The organism is Rathayibacter sp. VKM Ac-2856 (genome assembly GCF_013205055.1).
In the GTDB taxonomy this organism is placed as follows: domain Bacteria; phylum Actinomycetota; class Actinomycetes; order Actinomycetales; family Microbacteriaceae; genus Rathayibacter.
The window spans coordinates 485,875-508,029 of record NZ_JABMLF010000001.1; the positions used below are offsets into that span (position 1 = coordinate 485,875).

Sequence of the window (22,155 nt, forward strand, 5' to 3'; positions counted from 1 at the left end):
TCGGGGCCCGGGCAGGCCCTCGTCGAATCTATCCCCCGCGACCGGGCGGTGGCGCGGCGGCGTCGCCGGGACTCGCAGGCGGGCGTCCCTTAGCCTGGACGGGATGCTGCTTCTCGACACCTCCACCCCAGACCCCGTCGCCGCGACCATCTCCTTCTTCGACTCCGAGCTCTTCTGGAAGAGCGTCGCCGTCCTCGCGATCGTGCTCGGCGCGCTGCTGGCGCGCGTCATCGCGCACTTCGTCGTGGGCCGTGTCGTCGATCAGATCGTCTCCGGCGTGAAGCGGCGCCAGCGCGTCGAGGACACCCAGGCGATCGCCGCCTCTCCCCTGGCTGCGGTCCGGGTCGTCCAGCGCACGAGGACCCTGGGCTCGATCCTCAACAACATCAGCTCGATCCTGATCGTCGTCATCGCCGTCGTGATGATCGTGAACACCATCGACAACACGCTGATCGGCTCGTTCGCGCTGCTGACGGCCGCGCTCGGCGCCGGCCTCGGCTTCGGCGCGCAGAACATCGTCAAGGACGTGCTCAACGGCCTCTTCATGGTCGCGGAGGACCAGCTCGGCGTCGGCGACGTCGTCGACACCGGGCAGGCGACCGGAGTGGTCGAGAACGTCGGTGTCCGCATCACCCAGATCCGCGACGTGAACGGCACCCTGTGGTTCGTGCGGAACGGCGAGATCGTGCGGGTGGGCAACATGTCGCAGGGCTGGTCGCGGGTCATCATCGACCTCGCCGTGCCCTACGAGACCGACCTCGAGTCGGTCCAGAGCACCGTTCTCAGCACCGCGAACGAGCTCGCCTCGAGCAGCCGCTGGCGCGCCCGCATCATCGACAAGCCCGAGCTGTGGGGCCTCGAGTCGATCGCCGACGACGCGCTGGTCATCCGGGTGGTGCTGAAGACCCGCACGACGGCGAAGGACGACGTGGCGCGCGAGCTCCGCATCCGCCTGAAGCGCGCTCTGGACTCCCTCGACGTGAAGCTGCCCTCGCTCAGCGCGGTGGTGCTCAGCGGCTTCGAGGGCGCGACGAGCGTCGGCGGGGTGAAGGGTCCGCGCACCACGCCGACCGCCACCGTCACCACCGAGCACGGCAAGCCCGTGCGCCTGCCGCGCACCCTGCGCCGGCCGAAGGCGGCAGAGCCGTCGGCGCCTCCGGAGCAGCGTCCCCAGGACGGCGGCGGCTCCGTGCCGCCCCAGCAGGGACCGCGCTCGTGAGCGGGCTGCAGATCGGCGGGACTCCCCCGATGCGCTCCTTCTGGGAGCACCTCGGCGGCCGGCCCACCTTCGAGCGCCTGGTCCGCCGCTTCTACGAGGGCGTCCGCGAGGACGAGGTCCTCTGGCCGATGTATCCCGAGCACGACCTCGAGGGTGCGATCCAGCGGCTCACCGGCTTCCTCGAGCAGTACTGGGGCGGCCCCGGCACCTACAGTCAGGAGCGCGGGCACCCGCGACTGCGGATGCGCCACCAGCCGTTCAAGGTGAACCCGGAGGCCCGCGACCACTGGCTCGCGCACATGCGCGTCGCGGTGGACGAGCTCGAGCTCGCCCCGGCGGACGACGCGATGCTCTGGGACTACCTGGAGCGCGCGGCGCACGCGATGGTCAACACCTTCGAGGAGTAGCCGAGGCGCAGCGCCGACGTTCGCCCCGGGGCCTCTCCCGCTCAGGCGGGGGTGCGGACGAGCACGTGGCCGCGCTTGGACGTCAGCCGCCGCCACTGCCCGCTCTCGAGCAGGGCGACCGGGTCGTCGGCGCCGAGGAAGCCGAGCGCGAAGAGCGCGAAGGCGGCGCCGGCCGGCACGTCCTCGAGGCCGTCGAGCGGGCGCCCCCAGACGGAGGAGCGCACGCGCCCGACGATCTGCTCGCCGGTCTGGGAGCCCACCGCGGCCGCGATCTCGTCGATGCCCTCGCGGGCGACCCGCTCGAGGAAGGCCGGGTCGACCGGCTCGCGACGGGCCCAGCCTCCGCGCGGCGGCGAGATGCCCGCCCAGGCGCCCGCCGTGGCGTCGTCGCCGTCGGGCAGCACGACCGGCTTGCCGTCGGCTCCCCCCGGCTCCCACTGCAGGCGGGCGAGCCGGTCGGAGAGGGCGCGGATCGGCACCACGCGATCGAAGCCGGCGGGCTGGTCGAGCGCGAAGACGCGCAGGCCCAGCACCGTCGAGGACCGGTCGAGCAGGCCGCGCGGCTGGAGGATCGCCGTGTAGGCCGCCAGGACGTGGTCCTGAGCGAGGAGGCGCACGGCGCCGTCCTCGACGCGCGCGGACCGGCCGAGGAACACGCGGAGATCGGAGAGGCTGGGCGGATCCGCCAGGGAGAAGGACGACATCATCGCGTCGATAAACTTACCCGAGGCCGCTCCCCTGAACGGCAGACACCCCGGAGGCACCGTGTCCGATCCCCTCTCGTCCTTCCTCACCGCCCTCGATCTCGTCGACACGGGCGCCCGCACCAGCGAGGACATCTCGACCGGTCCGTCGCAGTGGATGCCCGAGGGGCGGGTGTTCGGCGGGCAGGTGCTGGCGCAGTCGCTGATCGCCGCCGGTCGCACCGTCGAGGACCGCAGCGTGCACTCGATGCACGGCTACTTCCTCCGGCCGGGCGACGTGTCGCTGCCGATCACCTTCTCGGTCGACCGGATCCACGACGGCCGCTCGTTCGCCACCCGTCGCACGCAGGCCTACCAGAACGGCGCGCCGATCCTCTCGATGATCGCCTCGTTCCAGACGGAGGACGAGGGCCTGGACCACCAGACGCCGATGCCCGAGGGCGTGCCCGATCCCGAGTCGCTGCCCAGCACGGCCGAGGTCCTGAAGGGCGTCGACCACCCCGTCGGCAGCTTCTGGGCCACCCAGCGGCCCTTCGACGTCCGGCACGTCGAGCAGCCGGTCTACCTCCGTGCCGATCCGAGCCGCACCGCGCACCAGTGCGTCTGGATGCGCGCGCTCGGCCCGCTGCCCGACGACGCGCTCCTGCACCGCGCCGCGCTGGCCTACGCGAGCGACTACACGATCCTCGAGTCGACGCTGCGCCGGCACGGTGCGGCCTGGATCACCCCCGGGCTGCGGATCGCGAGCCTCGACCACGCGATGTGGTGGCACCGTCCGGCCCGCGTCGACGAGTGGCTGCTCTACGTGCAGGAGTCGCCGAGCGCCTCGGGCGGCCGCGGCCTGTCACTCGGACGCATCTACTCGCGCGACGGCCGCCTGGTGGCGAGCGTCGCGCAGGAGGGCATGGTCCGCGTCCCGCTCGGCTGAGCGGATCGCCCGGCGGGCGGACGGACCGGGAGGGCCGAGGCCCGCCCACCGGTCCACCCGCCGGACGGGGGCGCCGTCAGCTGCGCTTGGAGAAGGCGACGGGCTCCTCGACGTAGGGCGTCCACACCTCGCGGAGCTCGTCCGGGATGCGCTCGGGCCGACCGGTCGCGGCGGTCACCATGACGAGCGTCGTCGCGGCCTTCGTGTAGAGCACGCGGGGCGCGACTCCGGCCGGCGAGTACAGCTCGTAGCAGACCTCGAGGCTGGCGCCGCCGATCCGCCCGATCCACATCTCGATGTCGAGCGGGGCCCGCATGTACGGGATCGGCGCCAGGTACTCGATCTCCTGCCGGGCGATCAGGCTGATGGTCCGAGCGCCCGGGCGGGCGTCGAGCACCGCCGTCGCCATCCCGGCCGTCTCCGGGGAGTCGGGCCGCCAGAAGGCCTGGATGCGCGCCTCCTCGAGCAGGCGCAGCATCTCGGCGTTGTTGACGTGCGCGTAGGCGTCGAAGTCCGACCAGCGCAGCGGGATGGCGACGTGCAGGCGCATCAGTCGCGGGTGAGCTTGCGGTACGCGGAGCGGTGCGGCTTCGCGGCGTCGGGGCCGAGCCGCTCGATCTTGTTCTGCTCGTAGGACTCGAAGTTGCCCTCGAACCAGTACCAGTTCGCCGGGTCCTCCTCGGTGCCCTCGTAGGACAGGATGTGCGTCGCGATCCGGTCGAGGAACCAGCGATCGTGGGTGATCACCACGGCGCAGCCGGGGAACTCGAGCAGCGCGTTCTCGAGGCTGCCCAGCGTCTCGATGTCGAGGTCGTTGGTGGGCTCGTCGAGCAGGAGCAGGTTGCCGCCCTGCTTGAGCGTCAGCGCCAGGTTGAGGCGGTTGCGCTCGCCACCGGAGAGGATGCCGGCCCGCTTCTGCTGGTCCGGTCCCTTGAAGCCGAACTGCGAGACGTAGGCGCGCGAGGGGATCTCCGTCTTGCCGACCTGGATGTAGTCGTGCCCGTCGGAGACGACCTCCCACAGGTTCTTGTTCGGGTCGATGCCGCCGCGGGTCTGGTCGACGTAGGAGATGTCGACCGTCTCGCCGATCTTGAGGTCGCCGGAGTCGAGCGGCTCGAAGCCGACGATCGTCTTGAAGAGCGTGGTCTTGCCGACGCCGTTCGGGCCGATGACGCCGACGATGCCGTTGCGCGGCAGGGTGAAGCTGAGGTCGTCGATGAGGACGCGGTCGCCGAAAGACTTGTGCAGCTTCTTCGCGTCGATGACCTGCGAGCCCAAGCGCGGGCCGACGGGGATGACGATCTCCTCGAAGTCGAGCACGCGCGTCTTCTCGGCCTCCGCCGCCATCTCCTCGTAGCGCGCCAGGCGCGACTTCGACTTGGTCTGGCGGCCCTTGGCGTTGCTGCGCACCCACTCGAGCTCGGTGGTCAGGCGCTTGGCGAGCTTCGCGTCCTTCTTGCCCTGGACCTCGAGGCGGGCGCTCTTCTTCTCGAGGTAGGTCGAGTAGTTGCCCTCGTAGGGGTAGAGGTGACCGCGGTCGACCTCGGCGATCCACTCCGCGACGTTGTCGAGGAAGTACCGGTCGTGGGTCACGGCGAGGACCGCGCCGGGGTACTTGGAGAGGAACTGCTCGAGCCAGAGGACGCTCTCGGCGTCGAGGTGGTTGGTGGGCTCGTCGAGCAGCAGCAGGTCGGGCTTCTGCAGCAGGAGCTTGGTCAGCGCGACGCGGCGCTTCTCACCACCGGAGAGGCTGGTGACGGGCGAGTCGCCCGGCGGGGTGCGCAGCGCGTCCATCGCCTGCTCGAGCTGCGAGTCGAGGTCCCAGGCGTCGGCGGCGTCGATGGCCTCCTGCAGGGTCCCCATCTCGGCCAGGAGGCTGTCGAAGTCGGCGTCCGGGTCGGCCATCGCCAGCGAGATCTCGTTGAACCGGTCGATCTTGCCCTTGATCTCGCCGACGCCCTCCTGGACGTTCTCGAGCACCGTCTTGGTCTCGTCGAGCTCCGGCTCCTGCATCAGGATGCCGACGGTGTAGCCCGGGCTCAGCCGCGCCTCGCCGTTGCTGGGCGTGTCGAGCCCCGCCATGATCTTGAGGATCGTCGACTTGCCGGCGCCGTTCGGGCCGACCACGCCGATCTTCGCCCCCGGCAGGAACGACATCGTCACGTCGTCCAGGATCAGCTTGTCGCCGACCGCCTTGCGGGCGCGCACCATCGAGTAAATGTATTCAGCCACTTCAGTCCCTCAACCGCTCGTACGTTCTCGGAGCCCCGCTCTCCGCCGGGGGCGTCCCGTTCGTCGGGTGCCCCTCGGCCGGAATGTCGCCGGTGATCGACCACCGCACGCGGGAGCGCGGGCGGGAAGGTCGGAGGCCGGGCCGGTTCCGAGGATACCGGCTGGACGCGCCGCGCGTTCGGCCCCGCGCAGGAGCGGGTGCCGCGGGCTCAGCCGTCGAGCGGGACGGTGCTGCCGATGAGGCAGGCGCCGGTCGCGATCGGCGCCGCGACGACGGCGCGGACGCCCTCCACCTTCGGGCCGTACTGGCCGATCAGGCACGCGTCGCTCGCCTTGACCGAGACCTGCACGGAGTCGGCCTCGAGGCCGACCGACGTCTCGTCGGCGGTGAGCTGCATCGACTCCTTCGCGAAGCCGCCGGCCACGAGGGCGTCGACGACGCTGCGGCCGGTCGTCTCGGGGTCGGAGCCGGCGGTCGCGGTCACGATCTGGCGGAAGTAGGGCAGGTTCTCCTCGGCGGTGCCTCCGGGCACGAGGACGACGGGCGCGGCCGACTCCGGTGCGGCGGGGGCGGAGGAGGCGGACGGGCTCTCGCTCGTGGGCGGCGCGGCGGGAGCCGTGCAGCCGCTCAGCCCCGCCAGGAGTGCGAGCACCGCACCCGTTCGGAGGCCGACGCGGACGACGGACCTCGTTCCCTGTCGATCCGGGCTCACTCGGACTGCGCTCACTCGAATCCCTCCCACGGCGGCAGGACGCACGCCGGACACCGCATCAGAACGGGGTGTCCGCCGATTCTAACGACGGCTCGGTCGCGCTCGGCGCCGGGGCGGGACCCGTCGCCCAGTCGGCGCCGGACGACCCCTCGGTGCTCGCCGGCGCCTCCGGACTCCACCCGGACGGCTCCGCCGCGACCGTCTCGGGAGCCGCCGTCGTCGACCGCGCCGCCGCCCTCGTGTAGCTCGTCGTGCCCCACGCCAGGTCGTGGCCGAGCCCTTCGGCGATCACGCCCACCTCCGTCCCCGCTTTGCCTCCCGACTCCCAGGAGCGGATCGAGAGCCGGCCGGTGACCAGGACGCGGTCGCCGCGGGACAGCGAGGCGAGAGCGTTGCCGGCGAGGCCGTTGAACGCGGTGACGGTGTACCAGTTGGTCGCTCCGTCGACCCAGCGCTGCGTCGCGCGGTCGTAGCGCCGCTGAGCGGACGCGAGCCGGAACGTCGTCATCGCGGTGCCGCTCGTCGTGCCGATGCTCCGCGGCTCGGTGCCGATGACTCCGATGACGGTCAGGGTGTCGGTCATGCTGCTGTCCTCTCCTCGGTCGCCGCGGTCCGCGGCGCCCTCCTCCCCGCCGCGAGTGCGGTCGGGACGCCGCCCGGACGGAAGGGGCTGGAGCCGTCCGGGCGACGCAGGGACAGCATCGCGACGAAGGGCCCGCCTCCGGGGTGGAGGCGGGCCCTTCGGTGGAGACCCGGCGAGATCATCGCCTGGGGAGGAGCGCTAGGACGCGAGGATGTACTTCGAGTACGACTTGCGGATCTTGTTCACCTTGGGCAGCGCCACGGCGAGGCAGTAGCCCTGGCCGGGGTTCTTGGCGAAGAAGTCCTGGTGGTAGTCCTCGGCCTCGTGATAGACGCCCAGCGGCGAGATCTCGGTGACGATCGACCCGTCCCACCACTCGGACGCGCGGTCGCGAGCGGCCTCGAACAGCTCCTTCTCCTCCTCGGAGGAGTAGTACATCGCCGAGCGGTACTGGGTGCCGACGTCGTTGCCCTGGCGGTTCAGCTGGCGCGGGTCGTGCAGGGTGAAGAACACGTCGAGGATGACCTGCTCGGGGATGACCTCGGGGTCGAAGGTGACGGCGACGGCCTCCGCGTGCCCGGTGCGGCCCGTGCAGACGGCCTCGTAGTCGGGGTTCGGGGTGGAGCCGCCGGTGTAGCCGGAGACGACGTCGGTCACGCCGTCGAGGACGCGGTAGACGGCGTCCAGACACCAGAAGCATCCTCCGGCGAGTACGAATGTGCGCATTGCGTGTGACTCACTTCCTGTCGCATCGACGCGGCCGGGGTGCCGGGCACGTCACTCGATCCAACACCCTCCGGGCCGTCCGCATTCCACCGGGCGGACCCCTGGAATAGAGTCGCCGGGTGAGCTACGACGCCGTCCCCACCCGCTACGACGCCATGGACTACCGACGTGCAGGACGGAGCGGCCTGACGCTGCCCGCCCTCTCGCTCGGCCTCTGGCACAACTTCGGATCCGACCGCCCCCTCGACACGCAGCGCGCGATCCTGCGCCGCGCCTTCGATCTGGGCATCACCCACTTCGACCTCGCGAACAACTACGGCCCGCCCTACGGCGCCGCGGAGACCGCGTTCGGCCGCCTCTTCGCCGAGGACTTCCGCCCGTACCGCGACGAGATGATCATCTCCTCGAAGGCCGGCTACGACATGTGGCCCGGCCCCTACGGCGACGGGGGCTCGCGCAAGTACCTGCTCTCCTCGCTCGATCAGAGCCTGACCCGCCTGGGTCTCGACTACGTCGACGTCTTCTACTCGCACCGGCCGGACCCCGAGACGCCGATCGAGGAGACGATGGGCGCGCTGGTCTCGGCCGTCGAGCAGGGCAAGGCGCTCTACGTCGGCATCTCGAACTACAGCCCCGAGCAGACGCGCGCGGCCGAGGCGGCCCTGGCCGGCAGCGGGGTGCACCTGCTGCTGCACCAGCCGCGCTACTCCCTCTTCGACCGCCACATCGAGGACGGCCTGTTCCCGGTCCTGGACGAGATCGGCACCGGCTGCATCGTCTTCTCCCCCCTGGCCCAGGGGCTGCTGACCGACCGCTACCTCGACGGCACGGTCCCGGCCGGCTCCCGCGCGGCGACCTCGCGCTTCCTCTCCTCCGATCGGATCGACGAGAAGTACCTCGAGCGCGCCCGCGGCCTGAACGCGATCGCCGAGGGCCGGGGGCAGACCCTCGCGCAGCTCGCGCTGACCTGGGTGCTCCGGGTGCCGACGGTCACCAGCGCGATCATCGGCGCGTCGAGCGTCGCGCAGCTCGAGCAGAACGTCGCGGCCCTCGAGGCCGGTCCGCTGACCGAGTCGGAGACCGCCGCCATCGAGGAGTTCGCGGTGCACGGGACGTCGCTGACCTGACCCCGACGGGCCGGCAGCGATGTCGGTGGTCGCTCGTAGTCTGCGAGAGCACTCGGCCGGTGGGTGCTCCCGCCCCCGTCCCGGGGTGCGGCTCGAACAGCAGCGACCAGCAGGAGGAAGCAGTGTCCCTCACCACCCTTCACGCCACCCGCGTCCCGCCGACCCTCACCCGGGTGAACGCCCGTCTCTGGCGGGTGTCCACCGGCGAGGGCTCGATCGTCGGCCACGTCGAGCTCGTCGAGGGCCCGCAGGGCGAGAGGTACCGCGCCCGGCTGCTCCGCGCGGGCATGCCCTCCGGCCCCGAGATCGGCGAGTTCTGGAGCGTCGAGGACGCGATCGAGGTCTTCCGCGTCGCCTGAGCGGCTGGTCGGCGCGCCGATCCCCCCGGGGTCGGCGCGCCTGACCCTCCCGCCGCCGGAGCCCGGGCTAACGTTCGGCTCATGCAGTGGTGGAACGAATTCGTGACCTGGGTCCAGACGGCCGAGGGGCGCCAGTCGGCGTTCGTCGCCGCACTCGTCCTCCTCGCCCTGATCGTCGGGGTGATCGTGGCCGCGCTCGTGCTCCGCTCGGCGATCGCGCGCCTCATCCGGCAGCAGGAGCACGAGCGCAAGAACGCCGTCATCGCGACGCTCATCGACGCGGCGGTCGACGCCTCGGCGTGGAACGTGCTCAGCCAGTCCGAGCGCATCCTCAGCGACCGTGCCGCGGCACAGGCCGAGACGCACCTCCGGCTGCTGCCGGTCAAGGGCTCCGGAGTCGCCGCCAACTGGGCTGCGCACGAGCTCGCCGACCTCAAGCACACCTCGTCGACCGGCGGTTACCAGACCCAGGCCAGCGTCGGCGAGTTCCGCGACCGCCTCGTGCTCTGGCGCGACAAGCCCGGGCGCGCCCGCAAGGCCTTCCTCGCCGACCTCGAGCGCTGGCGCTTCTCGGAGACCTCGCGCCCCGAGACGCCGAAGTCGAGTGCCTCGACGGAGGGCTCGAGCGAGCGCTCCACGGAGCCCGCCCGTCCCGCCCCCGCGGCCGCCGCGTCGACCCCGGTCGTCGTCGGCGCCGGCTCGGGGTCCGGGTCGAAGTCCGGGTCCGGAGAGCCCACCGTCGCCTTCGAGCGCTCGTCCACGCCGACCATCGTGCTGCCGCCCGTCGCGGAGGGCTCGCACAACGACGAAACGCGCCGACTTCTGGCGGACGTGGACCGCCTCGACGTGCCGTCGCGCGAGCGCCCGGTCGAGGAGCTGCCGCCCGTCGAGCAGCCCGCGTCGAGCACGCCGTCAGCGCCCGCGGAGGAGCCCGATGAGGCCCCTGCGGAGCGCGAGTCCGGCACCCCCGCCGCGCGGCCCGCGGAGTAGAGCAGCCCGGACGGCCGAGCCGTCCAGGAGAGAAGGCCCCGATCGCGAGTGCGATCGGGGCCTTCTCCGTGGTGCAGTCCGCACGTCTCAGACGTGCGCATCTCGAGCACGAGCGACTCGACCGACCAGCACAGCGAGGGGCGCCGCGATGATCGTCCACGCGACGGCGATTCCGCCGAGGATGGCGAGGAGCAACATGGTCGTACCTCCGTTTCTTACGTCGTTGTAATTCCGGTGCAGGGTCAGCTTAGGGGCCGCTGCACGGGCGGAACGGCGGATGCGGGCAAACACGCCGGTGTTGCTCAGCGAAATCACGTGTGCTAGCGGCCGAGGAGTCGCGAGCCCGCGTCCGGGGGACGAGGTGCCCCGCTTCCGAGGGACGACGGAGCGGACACTTCAGAGCAGCGCCGATCTGCGTCTCGCGCTCGTGAGAGAGGAGCCGACGAGCGCCGGCGAGGACGTCGACGGCACGGAAGTGCCCCCGGCAGGACTCGAACCTGCGACCGTCAGATTAGAAGGCTGCTGCTCTATCCGCTGAGCTACGGGGGCGTCCCGCCAGGGTACTACGGGGCCTCGGGCGGGCGGCGTCGCCACGGCGCCGGTGGCCGGAGGGCGTCAGGCGCCCTGCACGAGCCCCAGCACGCCGACGACCAGGGACACCGCGGCGAGCACCAGCGAGATCCCGATCAGGATCGTGTGGACGCGGAGGAAGGTCGTCGCGCGGCCCGAGGCGTCGCGGGCCCGCGGGTCCTTCCGCACCCGGCGGAGGAACGGCGGCCAGACGACGGCGTTCCAGACGGCGTTGGCGATCAGCAGCACGCAGACGAGGATCATCACGGGGATCGAGTCTAGGAGGCGCTCCCCCGCCGCCGCGGCCGTGTCGGTGGCCGCGGCTAGACTTCGGCGCATGAGTAGCGCGCCCGACCGTCTTGTCTGGATCGACTGCGAGATGACGGGACTCGACCTCGCCGTCGACGAACTCGTCGAGATCGCCGTGATCGTCACCGACTTCGATCTCGAGCCCCTCGACGAGGGACTGTCGATCGTCATCCGCCCCGACGCCACGGCGCTGGAGAACATGGGCGACTTCGTCCGGACGATGCACGAGACCTCGGGCCTGCTCGAGGAGATCCCGAACGGCGTCAGCGTCGCCGAGGCCGAGTACGAGGTCCTCGAGTACGTGCTCAAGCACGTGCCCGCCGAGCAGCAGGCGCCGCTCGCCGGCAACTCGATCGGCACCGACCGCGCCTTCCTGGTCAAGTACATGCCGCGGCTGGACTCGCACCTGCACTACCGCAACGTCGACGTGTCGACGGTGAAGGAGCTGGCCCGCCGCTGGTTCCCGCGCATCTACTTCAACGCTCCCGCCAAGCACGGCGGGCACCGCGCCCTCGCGGACATCCTCGAGAGCATCCGCGAGCTGCGCTACTACCGACGGGCCGTCTTCGTCAGCGAGCCCGGCCCCACCACGGCCGAGGTGCAGGCCGTCTCAGCCGCCGTCGTGGACGAGTTCGCCTCGCGGATGTAGTACTCTCGTACAGTTGCTTCGCGGGTTCGCCCCGCGGAACACCGTCCTGGTGGGTATAGCTCAGTTGGCAGAGCGCCTGGTTGTGGTCTAGGAGGTCGCGGGTTCGAGCCCCGTTACTCACCCCAGTTCGGAAGGCCCGGAGTCGTCGACTCCGGGCCTTCCGTCTTCCTGCCGCTGCGCCCGACCGACGACGAGACCGACCGACGACGAGAGGCCGCCGATGCTCACCCTCGACGAGTCCGAGTTCGAGACGCTGGTCGTCGCCGAGCTCGACGAGCTCCCCGACGACATGGTCGACGGGCTCGAGAACGTCGTCTTCGTGGTCGAGGGCCGCCCCGAGGACGGCTCGCTCGATCTGCTCGGGCTCTACGACGGCGTGGCACTGACCGAGCGCGAGCGCTACGGGTTCGGCGAGATGCCGGACCGGATCATCCTGTACCGCGAGCCGCACCTCGCGGCGTGCGAGACGCTCGACGAGCTGCGCGACGAGATCCACGTCACCCTCGTCCACGAGATCGCCCACTACTACGGCATCGACGACGAGCGGCTGCACGAGCTCGGCTGGGCCTGAGCACGGGCGTCAGTCCCGCGGTGCGCCCTCCGGGTCGCTGGAGTCGAGGATCAGGTCGGCGCCCTCCCGCGGCCGCTCCCGGGCGCAGTAGCGCCGGAACTGCTCGTCCCAGGAGTCCCAGTGCGGCTCGAAGAGCGCGCCGTCGCGGGTGAGTGCGCGGCGCTTGCGCTGTGCGTCGTCCGCCTCGATCCAGATCGTGAGATCGGCGAGGCGCCGGCTCCGCTCCCCCGCCGCGCCGCAGCCCTCCACCAGGAGCAGCGGGGCTCGGACCGCGCGCGGCCCGGCGGTCGTCCCGCTCGCCCAGTTCCAGGCCTGCCACTGCGCGCCGAGCCCGAGGGCGTGCGGACGGACGATCCGCTCCGTCGCGATGACGACGGAGCGCTCCAGGCCGCTCCAGCCCGGGTAGACGTCGTCCATCCGCACCAGCGCCGCCTCGGGGGCCCCGGCCGTGCGCCGGAGCTCCGCGAGGAGAGCCAGAGCGAAGGTCGACTTCCCCGAGCCGCTCGGGCCGTCGAGCAGTACCGTGCGCGCCCGACGGCCGAGCAGGCGGCGCGCGAGCGTCCGGACGGTCGCCGCGGTCAGCGGCTGCGGCCGCGACTCAGCCATGCAGCACGAAGCTCCAGGCCCCTGTGGCGACGGAGACGGCGACCGCGACGGCCGCGATCCCGACTCCACCCAGCATCAGCAGTACGTCGAAGCCGCCCAGGCGGGACTCGCGAGCCCAGCTGCGCGGCGTGTCCGCGCCGAAGCCCTTCGCCTCCATCGCGGTGGCCAGGCGGCTGCCGCGCCGGATCGCCAGCACGAGCAGGGAGAAGCTGCGGGCGCCGAGGCTCCGCAGGGCGGCGACCGGTCCGCGGCCGTCGGCCACGCCGCGGGCGCGCCGGGCCATCGCGAGGGTGCGCCAGTCCTCGGTGAGCAGGCCGACGAGGCGCATGCCGGCGAGTCCGCCGAGGACGAACCGCGCCGGGAGTCGCAGGATCTGCGCGAGGCCGTCCGCGAGGTCGGTCGGGTCGGTCGTCGCGATCAGCACCACGCTCGGCAGGCCGATCGCGAGCACGCGCAGGGCGATCGCGGCGCCGAGCGCGGCGGATCCCTCCGTCACCGAGACGAAGAGGAACTGCCCGAGCACCGCGCCGCTGTCGCGCCCGTAGAGCACGGTCGTGACGCCGGCGAGCGGCGCCGCGATCCAGATCGGGGCGGTGCGCCGCACCAGATCGCCCAGCCGCAGACCGGCGAACGGCAGCACGAGCAGCTCGAGGACGAGCGCGGTCGCGGCCGAGACGACGTCGACCGTCAGCACGAGGACGACGGCGATGACGAGGCTCGCCACGAGCTTCGCGACCGGGTTGGCGCGCGCGATGCGCCCGCGGGCGGGAACGGCGTCGAGCAGCGTCATCCGGTCACCACCGTGGGCTCGCCCAGGCGCACGACGGCGTCGGCGAGGGCCGACACCAGGTGCTCGTCGTGGGTGACTGCCAGGACGGCGCGGCCCTCGTCCCGCAGCTCGGCCAGGAGATCGACGACCACGTCCCAGGTCCGCCGGTCCTGGCCGAACGTCGGCTCGTCGAGCACGACGACGGCCGGACGCCGCACCAGGGCCGAGGCGACGGCGAGCCGCCGCTTCTCGCCGCCGGAGAGGGTGAAGGGATTCGCCTCGGCGAGGTGCGCCAGACCGAGCCGCTCGAGCAGCTCGTCCGCCCGGCGGCGCTCCAGCTCGTCGCGGACGCCGAGGTGCAGCTCCTGGCGCACGCGCGCGGTGAGGAACTGGTGCTCGGGCTCCTGGAAGACCATCGCGACCCGGTCGGCGAGCTGCCGGGAGCTCCACCGGTGCGGGTGCGGCGACGCGCCGTCGCGCACTGAGGGAGAGGCGACGACCTCGCCGCCGGCCGGCGGCAGCAGTCCCGCGAGGGTCAGGGCGAGCGTGGACTTGCCGGCGCCGTTCGGACCGAGGACGGCGGTGACCCGGCCCGCCTCGATCGCGAGGTCGAGACCGCGGGCGATCAGCGGCGGCGTGCGGCGGCCGAAGACCGGGCGGGCGAGGTCCAGGGCCTCGGCCGTGAGCGCGGGGGACGACGGGCCGGCCGCCTCGGAGCGCCGACCGGGGTGCCCGCCGGGGAGCCAGACACCGGCGGCGACGAGGACCTCGCGCGCGCGCTCGAGGACGGGCCGCGGCTCGCCGTCGGCCACGACCGTCCCGTCGGAGCCGAGCACGACGATCCGGTCGACGAGGTCGATCCAGACGTCGACGCGGTGCTCGACCACGATCAGGGTGGCGCCGGTGCGGGCCGTGGTCCGCTCGACCGCCGAGCGCACCTCCTCGACACCGCGGGGGTCGAGATTGGCGGTCGGCTCGTCGAGCAGCAGGAGCCGCGGTTGCATCGCGAGGACACCCGCGAGGGCGAGCCGCTGCTTCTGCCCGCCGGACAGCGCGGACGTCGACCGGTCGAGTGCGAGATCGAGCCCGACGTCGTCGAGGGCGCGCCTCACACGCGCCGGGATCTCCGCCCGCGGGACGCCGAGGTTCTCGCAGGCGAAGCCGACGTCGTCGCCGACGCGGGCCAGGACGGCCTGCGTGTCCGGGTCCTGGAGCACGAGACCGGCGACACCGCGGCGCTCGCGGGGGCCCGCGCCGTCGATGCTCAGCTCGCCGTCGTCGGCGCCGTCCTCCTCACCGCCGAGGACGCCGGCCAGCGCGTGCAGCAGCGTGCTCTTGCCCGCGCCGGAGGGCCCGAGCAGCAGGACGCGCTCGCCCGGCTGCACGTCGAGGTCGAGACCTCGGACGGCCGCACTCGACCGGCCCGCGTGCTGCCAGCTCCAGCCACGGGCCCGGATCGAGGCGCCGGTCATCGAGCGCCCGCACCCGCCCCCTCGACCACACGGCCCTCCCGGCCGGACACGAAGCGGTCCAGTGCTCCGGAGGCGGCGAGGCCGCGCACGGCGAACCAGGGCAGGAGGCCGGCCAGGACGGCGCCGGAGACGAGGGACGACACGACGTAGACGGTCCGGAAGAGATCGTCGACGGCGGGGTAGTAGATCAGCAGATCGTTGACCGCGAGGGCGAGACCGGCGCCGGCGCCGGCGAGCATCGCGACCAGCGGGCGGCCGCTGCGGTAGAGGAAGAGGGCGAGGACGATCTCGGCGCCGAGGCCCTGGACGAGACCGGAGAGCAGGACGAGGAAGCCCCACTGCGTGCCGATCAGCGCGGAGACGACCGCCGCGAGCAGCTCGGTGTAGAGCGCCGCGCCGGGCTTGCGGATGATGAGCCCGCCGAGCACGCCGGCGAAGAGCCAGCCGCCGCCGAGGATGCCGCCGAGTCCGGGGAGGAAGTCGAACGCGACGCCGATGACGTTGGTCGCGAGGCCCCAGGCCCAGAAGACGATGCCCGCGGCGACGGCGACGACGCTCGCCACCACGATGTCGACGACGCGCCAGCGGAGGTCGCGGGGGCGGCCGGCGGAGGAGCCGCGGCCCGCGGAGGAGGAGGTGTTCTGCGCTGCTGTGTTCTGCGCTGCGTTGTTCTGCGCTGCTTTGTTCTGCACTGACGTGCCCTTTCGTGGAAGCGAAACGAGGGCACGGGTATGGAAGAGGAGATCGAAACGTTCCTTCGCTGGCATGACCCAGATCAGGTTCGACGGTCGAAGGCTGCTGCCTTCCTCTCAGCCCGGTGCACCGGACTCCCGTGTTCGTCAGCAATCATAGACAGCATGTCGTGGTCGGTGGTGCTCGTCCTCGCCGCGGTCCTCGTGGTGCTGCTCCAGGTGATGCTCTGGCGTCGCCGCTTCCGGATCCGCCGCGAGCTGCTCAGCTACGGGACGCGCGTCCCCGGACGGGTGATCGCGCAGGACCCGACCCTCGGGGACGCCGCGGCGGCCCGCGACCTCGGGCGCCTGCTCGTCTCCTACCGTCTCGCGGACGGCGAGGAGCGGCGCGCGGTGAAGACCCCGCAGCGCCGCGGCGACGCGTGGATGGCGGGCGAGCCGGTCGCGGTGATCTACGACCCGCGCCGCCCGAACGACTCGGAGCGGCTGATCGTCGGCTTCGGCCGGACGAAGAAGACCTGGTTCACGGCGCGGCCCCAGCGCTGAGACCGCGCCGGGGCGGCCGCCGCCTACTTCTTGAGAGCGCGGATGATCCGCGCGAGCGCCTTGCCGGACACCCACACGAGCGGGATGCCGACGGCGAGGACCGAGACGATGTTGGGCTGGAAGCGCAGACCGAGGTCGTCCTTGATGTAGGCGCCGATCGGGATGACGGCTCCGCCGCCGCCGCCTCCGCCGCCCTCCTGGCCGTCCTCCGAGCCGCTGCCGCCGCCGAAGCCGAACCAGCGCAGCGAGACGGGCACGAGCGACACGCCGTCGACCTCGACCGGCTCCCCGTAGCTCGTCGCGGCACCCGCGGAGGTCACTTTGTCGGCCAGGGAGACAGCGATGTTGGGCATGGCCCGACGCTACTCCGCACCTCGAACGGGCGACAAGCGGCGCACCGGCGCGCACAGGACTCCCCCACCTCCTCCCCGAGGTCTGCTGCGATGATCGTCGGATGCCGTCCCGTCCGCGCCGCCGTCGACCGGTCCGCGCCGCGGTCGTCGCGACCGCGAGCCTGCTGCTGGCGGCGTTCCTCGCCTTCCACCGGGCGCTCGGCGACGCCGGGGGCTGGCTGTCGGTCGTCGAGACCGCGATCCCCTGGTCGGGTCTCGCCGTCCTCCTCCTCATGGCGGGCGCGGTCGCCCTCCGCTCGCGCGGCGCAGGGGCGGCGGTCACCGTGCTCGCCACGGTCTACGGCGTGCTCGTGCTCCCCGTGGCGCTGCCCGCTCCGGCCGTCCGCTCAGGCTCCTTCACCGTCGTCAGCCAGAACCTCGGCACCGGCGACGACGCCGGCGCCCTCGCCGCCGAGCTGGCGAGCCGGGAGCCGGACGTCCTCGCCTTCCAGGAGCTCGACGGCGACGCCCGGGAGGCCGTCGACGCCGAGCTCTCGGACGAGTACCCGCACTCGTACGTGGTCGGCACCGTCGGCCTCTGGAGCCGGACCGAGCTCTCGAACGGCGAGCCGCTGGACCTCGGCCTCGACTGGAACCGCGCCCTCGCGGTCGACGTCGGCACGCCGCTCGGGACGACGCGGCTCTTCGTCGTGCACCTCGCGTCGTTCCGCCTCGGCGACCACGCCGAGCGCGACACGATGCTCGGCGGACTCGCCTCGACCCTCGCCGAGGACGACTCCGACCGCCGGCTCGTCGTCGGCGACTTCAACACCGCGACCGACGATCATCTGCTGGCGCCGGTGCTGGAGCAGGCCCGGCTCGTCCGGACCTCGGGCGTCGGCTTCCCTGCGACCTGGCCGGCACTGCTCCCGCTCGTCTCGCTCGACCACGCGCTGGCCGACGGCGTGCCCGCCGCGACTCTGGAGGTCCTGCCGCGGAACGGCTCGGACCACCGGCCGATCAGTCTGACGATCGGCTCCGCGTAGCGAGCGTGTCGCTGATGTCGATGCCCTTCGCCGACTCCGGCGCGGAGCGCGAGAGCAGGGAGGCGGGCCGCACGGCGCCGGTGCCGAAGCGCGCCGAGACGCCGTCGACGGCGAGCTCCGCGTCGCGCCAGTCGTCCGAGTCGCTCCAGAGGGAGAAGGCGACGTCGTCGCCCTCGACCAGCTGCTCGCCGCGCACCCCGATCAGCCGGACCGGCCTGCGCAGCGGGTTCGCCGCCTCGAGGAGCGCCGACGAGGCGTCGTAGAGCACGCGCGCCACGTCGGTCGCCTCGGGGAGGGTGCGCGAGCGGGTCAGCGTGCTGAAGTCGCCGAAGCGGACCTTGACGGCGACCGTGCGGCAGCGGACGCCGGAGCGGCGCATCCGCACGGCGACCTTGTCGCACAGCCGCAGCAGCTCGCGGCGGACGAGCTCGGGATCGGCGACGTCGTCGGCGAAGGTGATCTCGTGGCCCGCGCTCTTCTCGATCTGGCGGGTGTCGACCGGGCGCGGGTCGACGCCGTTCGAGAGCGCGTGCAGGCGGCGGCCGGTGGCCTCGCCGAGGGCGGAGACGAGCGAGGCGAGCGGAGTGGTCGCGACGTCGGCCACGGTGCGCAGGCCCCGCCGCACCAGCGCCTCCTCCGTGCTCGCTCCGACGCCCCAGAGCGCGCTCACCGGCAGGGGGTCGAGGAAGGCCTGGACACCGTCGGAGGGCACGACGAGGAGGCCGTCCGGCTTGGAGCGGCCGGAGGCGAGCTTGGCGACGAACTTGGTGCTGGCGATGCCGACCGAGCAGGTCAGGCCGAGCTCGTCGTGCACGCGACGGCGGATCTCGGTGCCGATGGCCCACGGCGACCCGCTGATCCGGCGCGCGCCGGCGACGTCGAGGAACGCCTCGTCGATGCTGAGCCGCTCGACGAGCGGGGTGAAGGAGTCGAAGATCGCCATCACCCGGCGCGAGGCCTCGCGGTAGCGGTCCATGTGCGGTTCGAGGACGATCGCGTGCGGGCAGCGGCGGAGCGCGACGGCCATCGGCATGGCCGAGTTGATCCCGTACCGGCGCGCCTCGTAGGTCGCGGCGGTGACCACGGAGCGCGAGCCGATGTGGCCGACCACGACCGGCTTCCCGCGGAGCTCGGGGTGCTCGAGCAGCTCGACGGAGGCGAAGAACGCGTCCATGTCGACGTGCAGGATGCTCGCGCGCGGGTCGTCGAAGGGCTCGGCGGTGATCTGCCGCCCGCTGCCGTCCTGCTTGCTCACGTGCCGTCCTGCCTGCTCGCCCGTCGCCGGGCTCTCCCGCTCGTGGTGCACCGCGCCCGCACCGCGATGCTTCCGAGGATCATGGTCGCACGCACCACCGACACCGCCCCCGTCAGCACCGCTCCACCGCAGCGGAGCGGGCGACGGCCGCCGGCGGGAATGGCTCCGCCGCTCCCGCGGTTGACCCGAGCACCCCGACGACTCCCCGGAGAAGACATGACGCACGAGCACGAGCCCGCCTCCGACCACCCCGACCTGAGCCTCTGGCTCGACCTCCAGGCCCGCGCCCACGCCGCGTTCGAGGTCCGTCTCGACGCCGTCGTCGACTGGTCGGCGCCGACCCCCGACACCGAGTGGGACACCCGCGCGCTCGTGCTGCACGTCGTCCGCGAGCAGCAGCGGGCGCACACGCTGCTCTCCGGAGGCGACGAGTCGCCGATCCGGCTCGAGTCCGTCGCGGCCGACCTGCGCACCGAGTGGACTCGCGTCACCACGCAGCTGCGCGCGGTCTCCCGGGCGATCGACCCGGACGCTCCCCTGCGCCTCGGCCGCGACACGGTCACCGCCCTGGAGCTGCTGCAGGAGCAGGTCGCCGACGTCACCGTGCACACCTGGGACCTCGCGCGGGCCACCGGCAGCGAGGAGACGATGGAGGAGGGCCTCGTCTCCGCCGTCTGGGAGCTCTTCGCCCCGCAGGAGGAGACGCTGCGCGCGAGCGGGCTCTTCGCCGCTCCCGTGCCGATCGACCCCTCGGCACCGCTGCAGAGCAGGCTCCTCGCGGTCACCGGCCGCGACGACCGCCTCGCCGCCTGACGACGGGCACGGGCCCCGCCTGGGAACGGGTCCAGGCGACCGGCGGCAGGATGGAGCGTCCGCGTCACCGCCGGACCGGGAAGAGGGGCGCACGCCCCGACGAGGAGAGGAACGGACCATGACACGCGTCGCCATCATCGGAGCACACGGCAAGGTCGGCCAGCAGATCCTCCATCTGCTCTACGACGCCGGACACGAATCGGTCGGAGTGATCCGCAACCCGGACCACGCGGAGGACATCGTCCGCCTCGGCGGCGAGCCCCTCGTCCACGATCTCGAGCACTCCACCGCCGAGGACTTCGCGGCCGCGCTCGAGGGCGTCGACGCCCTGGTCTTCACCGCCGGCGCGGGTCCGGACTCCGGCCCGGAGCGCAAGCGCACCGTCGACCTCGGCGCCTCGGTCCTCAGCCAGGAGGCGGCCGCGATCGCCGGTGTCCGCCGCTTCGTCCAGATCAGCGCGATCGGCGTGGACGAGCCGCTCGCCGACGACACGGAGGAGGGCTGGCGCGCCTACGTCGAGGCCAAGCGCGACGCCGACACGGCGCTCCGCGGCACCGACCTCGACTGGACGATCCTGCGTCCCGGCGGTCTCACCAACGACGAGGGCACCGGCCTGATCGCGCTGGGCGAGAGCGTCGAGAGGGGCAGCATCCCGCGCGAGGACGTCGCCGCTACCGTCATCGCGGTGCTGGCCGACCCCTCCTCGATCGGTGCGACCTGGGAGATCGTCTCGGGCGAGACGCCCATCGAGGACGCGGTCGCCGCGGGCGCCTGAGCCCCGGCTCGCACCGGCGCCCGTCGATCGGGGGCCCGCAGCCCTGCGCCTAGAGTGGGGCGGGTGAGCACTCACCCGCCCCGCCCCTGGATCCGCAGCTACGCAGACGGAGTGCCGGAGGAGCTGGAGCTCCCGACCGGATCGCTCGTCGACATCGTCGCCGAGTCGGCGCAGCGCTACCCGCACCAGGTCGCCCTGGAGTTCTTCGGCCGCTCGACCAGCTACGCGCAGCTCGCCGACGAGGTGGAGCGCGCCGCGGAGGGACTGCGCCGCCTCGGCGTGCGCTCCGGTGATCCCGTCGCCCTGGTCCTGCCGAACTGCCCGCAGCACGTCGTCGCGTTCTACGCGGTGCTGCGCCTGGGCGCCGTCGTGGTCGAGCACAACCCGCTCTACACGCCGCGCGAGCTGCGGCACCAGTTCGAGGACCACGGTGCGCGCGTCGCCATCGCCTGGGACCGCGTCGTCCCGCTCGTGCAGGACCTGCCCGAGGATCTCGGCGTCCAGACGATCGTCTCGGTCGACCTCACCCGCGCGATGCCCGCGCCGATGCGCGCCGCGCTCCGCCTGCCGATCCGCAAGGCCCGCGAATCGCGCGCCGCCCTGACCGGCAAGGTGCGCGGGGCGATCGAGTGGGACTCCCTGCTGCGCCGCCGCCTCGACCCGGCGCACCCGCGGCCGACGGCCGACGACCTGGCCGTCATCCAGTACACCAGCGGCACCACGGGCACGCCCAAGGGCGCCGAGCTGACGCACCTCAACCTGACGGCCAACGCCGCGCAGTCCCGCGCGTGGGTGCCCACGGTGCGCCGCGGCGACTGCGTCGTCTACGCGGTGCTGCCGATGTTCCACGCCTACGGCCTCACGCTCTGCCTCACCTTCGCGATGAGCATGGGCGCCCGGCTCGTGCTCTTCCCGAAGTTCGACCCGGACCTGGTGCTGAAGGTCGTCCGCAAGCACCCCGCGACCTTCCTGCCGGCCGTGCCGCCGATCGCGGAGCGCCTCGCCCTCCGCGCACAGGAGCGCGGCATCTCGCTGCAGGGCATCGAGATCGCGATCTCGGGAGCGATGCCGCTCGACCCCGATCTGGTCGAGTCGTTCGAGGCGCTCACCGGAGGCACCCTCGTCGAGGGCTACGGCCTCTCGGAGACCTCGCCCGTGCTGATGGCGAACCCGGTCAGCACCGCGCGCCGCGCGGGCACCGTCGGCCTGCCGCTGCCGGGCACGGACGTCCGGATCGTCGATCCGGAGGACCCGGAGACCGAGGTCGAGCCGGGCGGGCGCGGCGAGCTCGTCGTCCGTGGACCGCAGGTCTTCCGCGGGTACCACCGCAAGCCCGACGAGACCGCTTCCGTCTTCACCGCCGAGGGCTGGTTCCGCACCGGCGACATCGCGACGATCGACGAGGACGGCTTCGTCACGATCGTCGACCGGATCAAGGAGCTGATCATCACGGGCGGCTTCAACGTGTCGCCGTCGGAGGTCGAGGAGGTGCTGCGGCGGCTGCCCGCCGTCCGCGACGTCGCCGTGGTCGGGCTGCCGGACGCGCGCAGCGGCGAGCTGGTCGCGGCCGCCGTCGTGCTGGAGCCGGGCGCCCACCTCGACGAGGAGGAGGCCCGCCGGACGGTGCGGGAGGCGCTCACGCCCTACAAGGTGCCCAAGCGCCTGGTCGTCGTCGACGAGCTGCCGCGGAGCATGATCGGCAAGGTGCTGCGCCGCGAGGTGAAGGCGCTGCTGCTCGACGGGTCCTGAGGCCCGGCGGCCT

The 22,155-nt window shown here is 72.6% G+C and carries 26 protein-coding genes, 2 tRNA genes and 1 riboswitch; of the genes, 14 read left to right on the forward strand and 14 right to left on the reverse strand.

What is annotated here, in order from left to right; genetic code table 11:
• The first annotated feature begins 103 nt into the window (after positions 1 to 103).
• Together HQQ82_RS02230 and HQQ82_RS02235 are read left to right on the forward strand one after the other, a co-directional pair.
• Positions 104 to 1,219, forward strand: coding sequence for a mechanosensitive ion channel family protein (locus tag HQQ82_RS02230; protein ID WP_173231458.1), 1,116 nt, complete (start codon positions 104 to 106; stop codon positions 1,217 to 1,219).
• A gap of 29 nt (positions 1,220 to 1,248) precedes the next feature.
• A complete protein-coding gene (locus HQQ82_RS02235) occupies positions 1,249 to 1,626 on the forward strand; it encodes a globin (protein WP_123446018.1) in 378 nt (125 codons plus the stop codon).
• A 41-nt stretch (positions 1,627 to 1,667) separates the two neighbouring features.
• Here the strand turns inward: HQQ82_RS02235 and HQQ82_RS02240 are convergent, their stop codons facing one another.
• Positions 1,668 to 2,330 (reverse strand): hypothetical protein, encoded by a 663-nt coding sequence (locus HQQ82_RS02240; RefSeq protein ID WP_367947775.1) that lies wholly within the window; start codon positions 2,328 to 2,330, stop codon positions 1,668 to 1,670.
• A 61-nt stretch (positions 2,331 to 2,391) separates the two neighbouring features.
• Between HQQ82_RS02240 and HQQ82_RS02245 the strand changes: the two genes are divergently transcribed.
• Entirely contained in the window at positions 2,392 to 3,258 is an 867-nt protein-coding gene (locus tag HQQ82_RS02245) for an acyl-CoA thioesterase (protein WP_367947776.1), read from the forward strand.
• 76 nt (positions 3,259 to 3,334) lie between these two features.
• On the opposite strand, the gene HQQ82_RS02250 is transcribed toward HQQ82_RS02245, so the two are convergent.
• The 5 genes from HQQ82_RS02250 to msrA all read right to left on the reverse strand — a co-directional run bounded on the left by HQQ82_RS02250 (position 3,335) and on the right by msrA (position 7,512).
• Positions 3,335 to 3,808: a thioesterase family protein gene (locus tag HQQ82_RS02250; protein ID WP_173231460.1), complete on the reverse strand. Its 474-nt coding sequence runs from the start codon at positions 3,806 to 3,808 to the stop codon at positions 3,335 to 3,337.
• Positions 3,808 to 5,490 (reverse strand): energy-dependent translational throttle protein EttA, encoded by a 1,683-nt coding sequence (gene ettA, locus HQQ82_RS02255; RefSeq protein ID WP_173231461.1) that lies wholly within the window; start codon positions 5,488 to 5,490, stop codon positions 3,808 to 3,810. The genes HQQ82_RS02250 and ettA overlap by 1 nt, the downstream gene beginning before the upstream one ends.
• A 209-nt stretch (positions 5,491 to 5,699) precedes the next feature.
• Positions 5,700 to 6,143: a hypothetical protein gene (locus tag HQQ82_RS02260; RefSeq protein WP_173231462.1), complete on the reverse strand. Its 444-nt coding sequence runs from the start codon at positions 6,141 to 6,143 to the stop codon at positions 5,700 to 5,702.
• Positions 6,144 to 6,261: 118 nt separating this feature from the next.
• A complete protein-coding gene (locus HQQ82_RS02265; protein WP_173231463.1) occupies positions 6,262 to 6,786 on the reverse strand; it encodes a single-stranded DNA-binding protein in 525 nt (174 codons plus the stop codon).
• A 198-nt stretch (positions 6,787 to 6,984) separates the two neighbouring features.
• Positions 6,985 to 7,512: a peptide-methionine (S)-S-oxide reductase MsrA gene (gene msrA, locus HQQ82_RS02270; RefSeq protein WP_173231464.1), complete on the reverse strand. Its 528-nt coding sequence runs from the start codon at positions 7,510 to 7,512 to the stop codon at positions 6,985 to 6,987.
• Positions 7,513 to 7,631: 119 nt separating this feature from the next.
• Here msrA and HQQ82_RS02275 point away from each other — a divergent pair, with 119 nt between their 5' ends.
• The 3 genes from HQQ82_RS02275 (at position 7,632) to HQQ82_RS02285 (ending at position 9,988) form a co-directional block, all read left to right on the forward strand.
• Positions 7,632 to 8,639, forward strand: coding sequence for an aldo/keto reductase (locus HQQ82_RS02275; RefSeq protein WP_173231465.1), 1,008 nt, complete (start codon positions 7,632 to 7,634; stop codon positions 8,637 to 8,639).
• Positions 8,640 to 8,761: 122 nt separating this feature from the next.
• A complete protein-coding gene (locus tag HQQ82_RS02280; protein ID WP_173231466.1) occupies positions 8,762 to 8,998 on the forward strand; it encodes a hypothetical protein in 237 nt (78 codons plus the stop codon).
• Positions 8,999 to 9,079: 81 nt separating this feature from the next.
• Positions 9,080 to 9,988, forward strand: a complete 909-nt coding sequence (locus HQQ82_RS02285) for a hypothetical protein (protein ID WP_173231467.1) — start codon at positions 9,080 to 9,082, stop codon at positions 9,986 to 9,988.
• 476 nt (positions 9,989 to 10,464) lie between these two features.
• On the opposite strand, the gene HQQ82_RS02290 is transcribed toward HQQ82_RS02285, so the two are convergent.
• Together HQQ82_RS02290 and HQQ82_RS02295 are read right to left on the reverse strand one after the other, a co-directional pair.
• Positions 10,465 to 10,537: transfer RNA gene (locus tag HQQ82_RS02290), tRNA-Arg, on the reverse strand.
• Positions 10,538 to 10,603: 66 nt separating this feature from the next.
• On the reverse strand, positions 10,604 to 10,897 hold the full coding sequence (locus HQQ82_RS02295) for an SCO4848 family membrane protein (protein ID WP_367947777.1): 294 nt from the start codon (positions 10,895 to 10,897) through the stop codon (positions 10,604 to 10,606).
• On the opposite strand from HQQ82_RS02295, the gene orn reads away from it, so the two are divergent.
• From orn to HQQ82_RS02310, 3 genes are all read left to right on the forward strand, one after another.
• Positions 10,896 to 11,516: an oligoribonuclease gene (gene orn, locus HQQ82_RS02300; RefSeq protein WP_173231468.1), complete on the forward strand. Its 621-nt coding sequence runs from the start codon at positions 10,896 to 10,898 to the stop codon at positions 11,514 to 11,516. The two genes, HQQ82_RS02295 and orn, sit on opposite strands and share 2 nt — an antisense overlap.
• A 49-nt stretch (positions 11,517 to 11,565) precedes the next feature.
• Positions 11,566 to 11,641, forward strand: a tRNA-His gene (locus HQQ82_RS02305).
• A 95-nt stretch (positions 11,642 to 11,736) separates the two neighbouring features.
• Positions 11,737 to 12,087 carry a metallopeptidase family protein gene (locus HQQ82_RS02310; RefSeq protein WP_173231469.1) on the forward strand — a complete coding sequence of 117 codons (351 nt, stop codon included), beginning with the start codon at positions 11,737 to 11,739 and terminating at the stop codon, positions 12,085 to 12,087.
• A 9-nt stretch (positions 12,088 to 12,096) separates the two neighbouring features.
• On the opposite strand, the gene HQQ82_RS02315 is transcribed toward HQQ82_RS02310, so the two are convergent.
• The 4 genes from HQQ82_RS02315 to HQQ82_RS02330 are packed head-to-tail and all read right to left on the reverse strand — an operon-like array spanning position 12,097 to position 15,626.
• Positions 12,097 to 12,693, reverse strand: coding sequence for a hypothetical protein (locus HQQ82_RS02315; RefSeq protein WP_173231470.1), 597 nt, complete (start codon positions 12,691 to 12,693; stop codon positions 12,097 to 12,099).
• The gene (locus HQQ82_RS02320) at positions 12,686 to 13,483 is read right to left on the reverse strand and encodes an energy-coupling factor transporter transmembrane protein EcfT (RefSeq protein WP_173231471.1); all 798 of its coding nucleotides are present in this window, start codon (positions 13,481 to 13,483) and stop codon (positions 12,686 to 12,688) included. Before HQQ82_RS02320 ends, HQQ82_RS02315 begins: the two co-directional genes overlap by 8 nt.
• Positions 13,480 to 14,934 (reverse strand): ABC transporter ATP-binding protein, encoded by a 1,455-nt coding sequence (locus HQQ82_RS02325; protein WP_173231472.1) that lies wholly within the window; start codon positions 14,932 to 14,934, stop codon positions 13,480 to 13,482. Before HQQ82_RS02325 ends, HQQ82_RS02320 begins: the two co-directional genes overlap by 4 nt.
• Positions 14,931 to 15,626, reverse strand: coding sequence for an ECF transporter S component (locus tag HQQ82_RS02330; protein WP_367947778.1), 696 nt, complete (start codon positions 15,624 to 15,626; stop codon positions 14,931 to 14,933). The genes HQQ82_RS02325 and HQQ82_RS02330 overlap by 4 nt, the downstream gene beginning before the upstream one ends.
• Positions 15,627 to 15,669: 43 nt before the next feature.
• Positions 15,670 to 15,777, reverse strand: a riboswitch (TPP riboswitch).
• A 14-nt stretch (positions 15,778 to 15,791) separates the two neighbouring features.
• Here HQQ82_RS02330 and HQQ82_RS02335 point away from each other — a divergent pair.
• Positions 15,792 to 16,172, forward strand: coding sequence for a DUF3592 domain-containing protein (locus HQQ82_RS02335; RefSeq protein WP_173231474.1), 381 nt, complete (start codon positions 15,792 to 15,794; stop codon positions 16,170 to 16,172).
• A 23-nt stretch (positions 16,173 to 16,195) separates the two neighbouring features.
• Here the strand turns inward: HQQ82_RS02335 and HQQ82_RS02340 are convergent, their stop codons facing one another.
• On the reverse strand, positions 16,196 to 16,525 hold the full coding sequence (locus tag HQQ82_RS02340) for a hypothetical protein (RefSeq protein ID WP_173231475.1): 330 nt from the start codon (positions 16,523 to 16,525) through the stop codon (positions 16,196 to 16,198).
• A 101-nt stretch (positions 16,526 to 16,626) separates the two neighbouring features.
• On the opposite strand from HQQ82_RS02340, the gene HQQ82_RS02345 reads away from it, so the two are divergent.
• Positions 16,627 to 17,550, forward strand: coding sequence for an endonuclease/exonuclease/phosphatase family protein (locus HQQ82_RS02345; protein WP_173231476.1), 924 nt, complete (start codon positions 16,627 to 16,629; stop codon positions 17,548 to 17,550).
• Here the strand turns inward: HQQ82_RS02345 and dinB are convergent.
• The gene (gene dinB / locus HQQ82_RS02350; RefSeq protein WP_173231477.1) at positions 17,525 to 18,805 is read right to left on the reverse strand and encodes a DNA polymerase IV; all 1,281 of its coding nucleotides are present in this window, start codon (positions 18,803 to 18,805) and stop codon (positions 17,525 to 17,527) included. The genes HQQ82_RS02345 and dinB overlap by 26 nt on opposite strands.
• A gap of 216 nt (positions 18,806 to 19,021) precedes the next feature.
• On the opposite strand from dinB, the gene HQQ82_RS02355 reads away from it, so the two are divergent.
• From HQQ82_RS02355 to HQQ82_RS02365, 3 genes are all read left to right on the forward strand, one after another.
• On the forward strand, positions 19,022 to 19,618 hold the full coding sequence (locus HQQ82_RS02355) for a TIGR03086 family metal-binding protein (RefSeq protein WP_173231478.1): 597 nt from the start codon (positions 19,022 to 19,024) through the stop codon (positions 19,616 to 19,618).
• Between the two features lie 118 nt (positions 19,619 to 19,736).
• Positions 19,737 to 20,393 carry an SDR family oxidoreductase gene (locus HQQ82_RS02360; protein WP_173231479.1) on the forward strand — a complete coding sequence of 219 codons (657 nt, stop codon included), beginning with the start codon at positions 19,737 to 19,739 and terminating at the stop codon, positions 20,391 to 20,393.
• A 63-nt stretch (positions 20,394 to 20,456) separates the two neighbouring features.
• On the forward strand, positions 20,457 to 22,142 hold the full coding sequence (locus HQQ82_RS02365; RefSeq protein ID WP_173231480.1) for a long-chain-fatty-acid--CoA ligase: 1,686 nt from the start codon (positions 20,457 to 20,459) through the stop codon (positions 22,140 to 22,142).
• Positions 22,143 to 22,155: the final 13 nt, after the last annotated feature.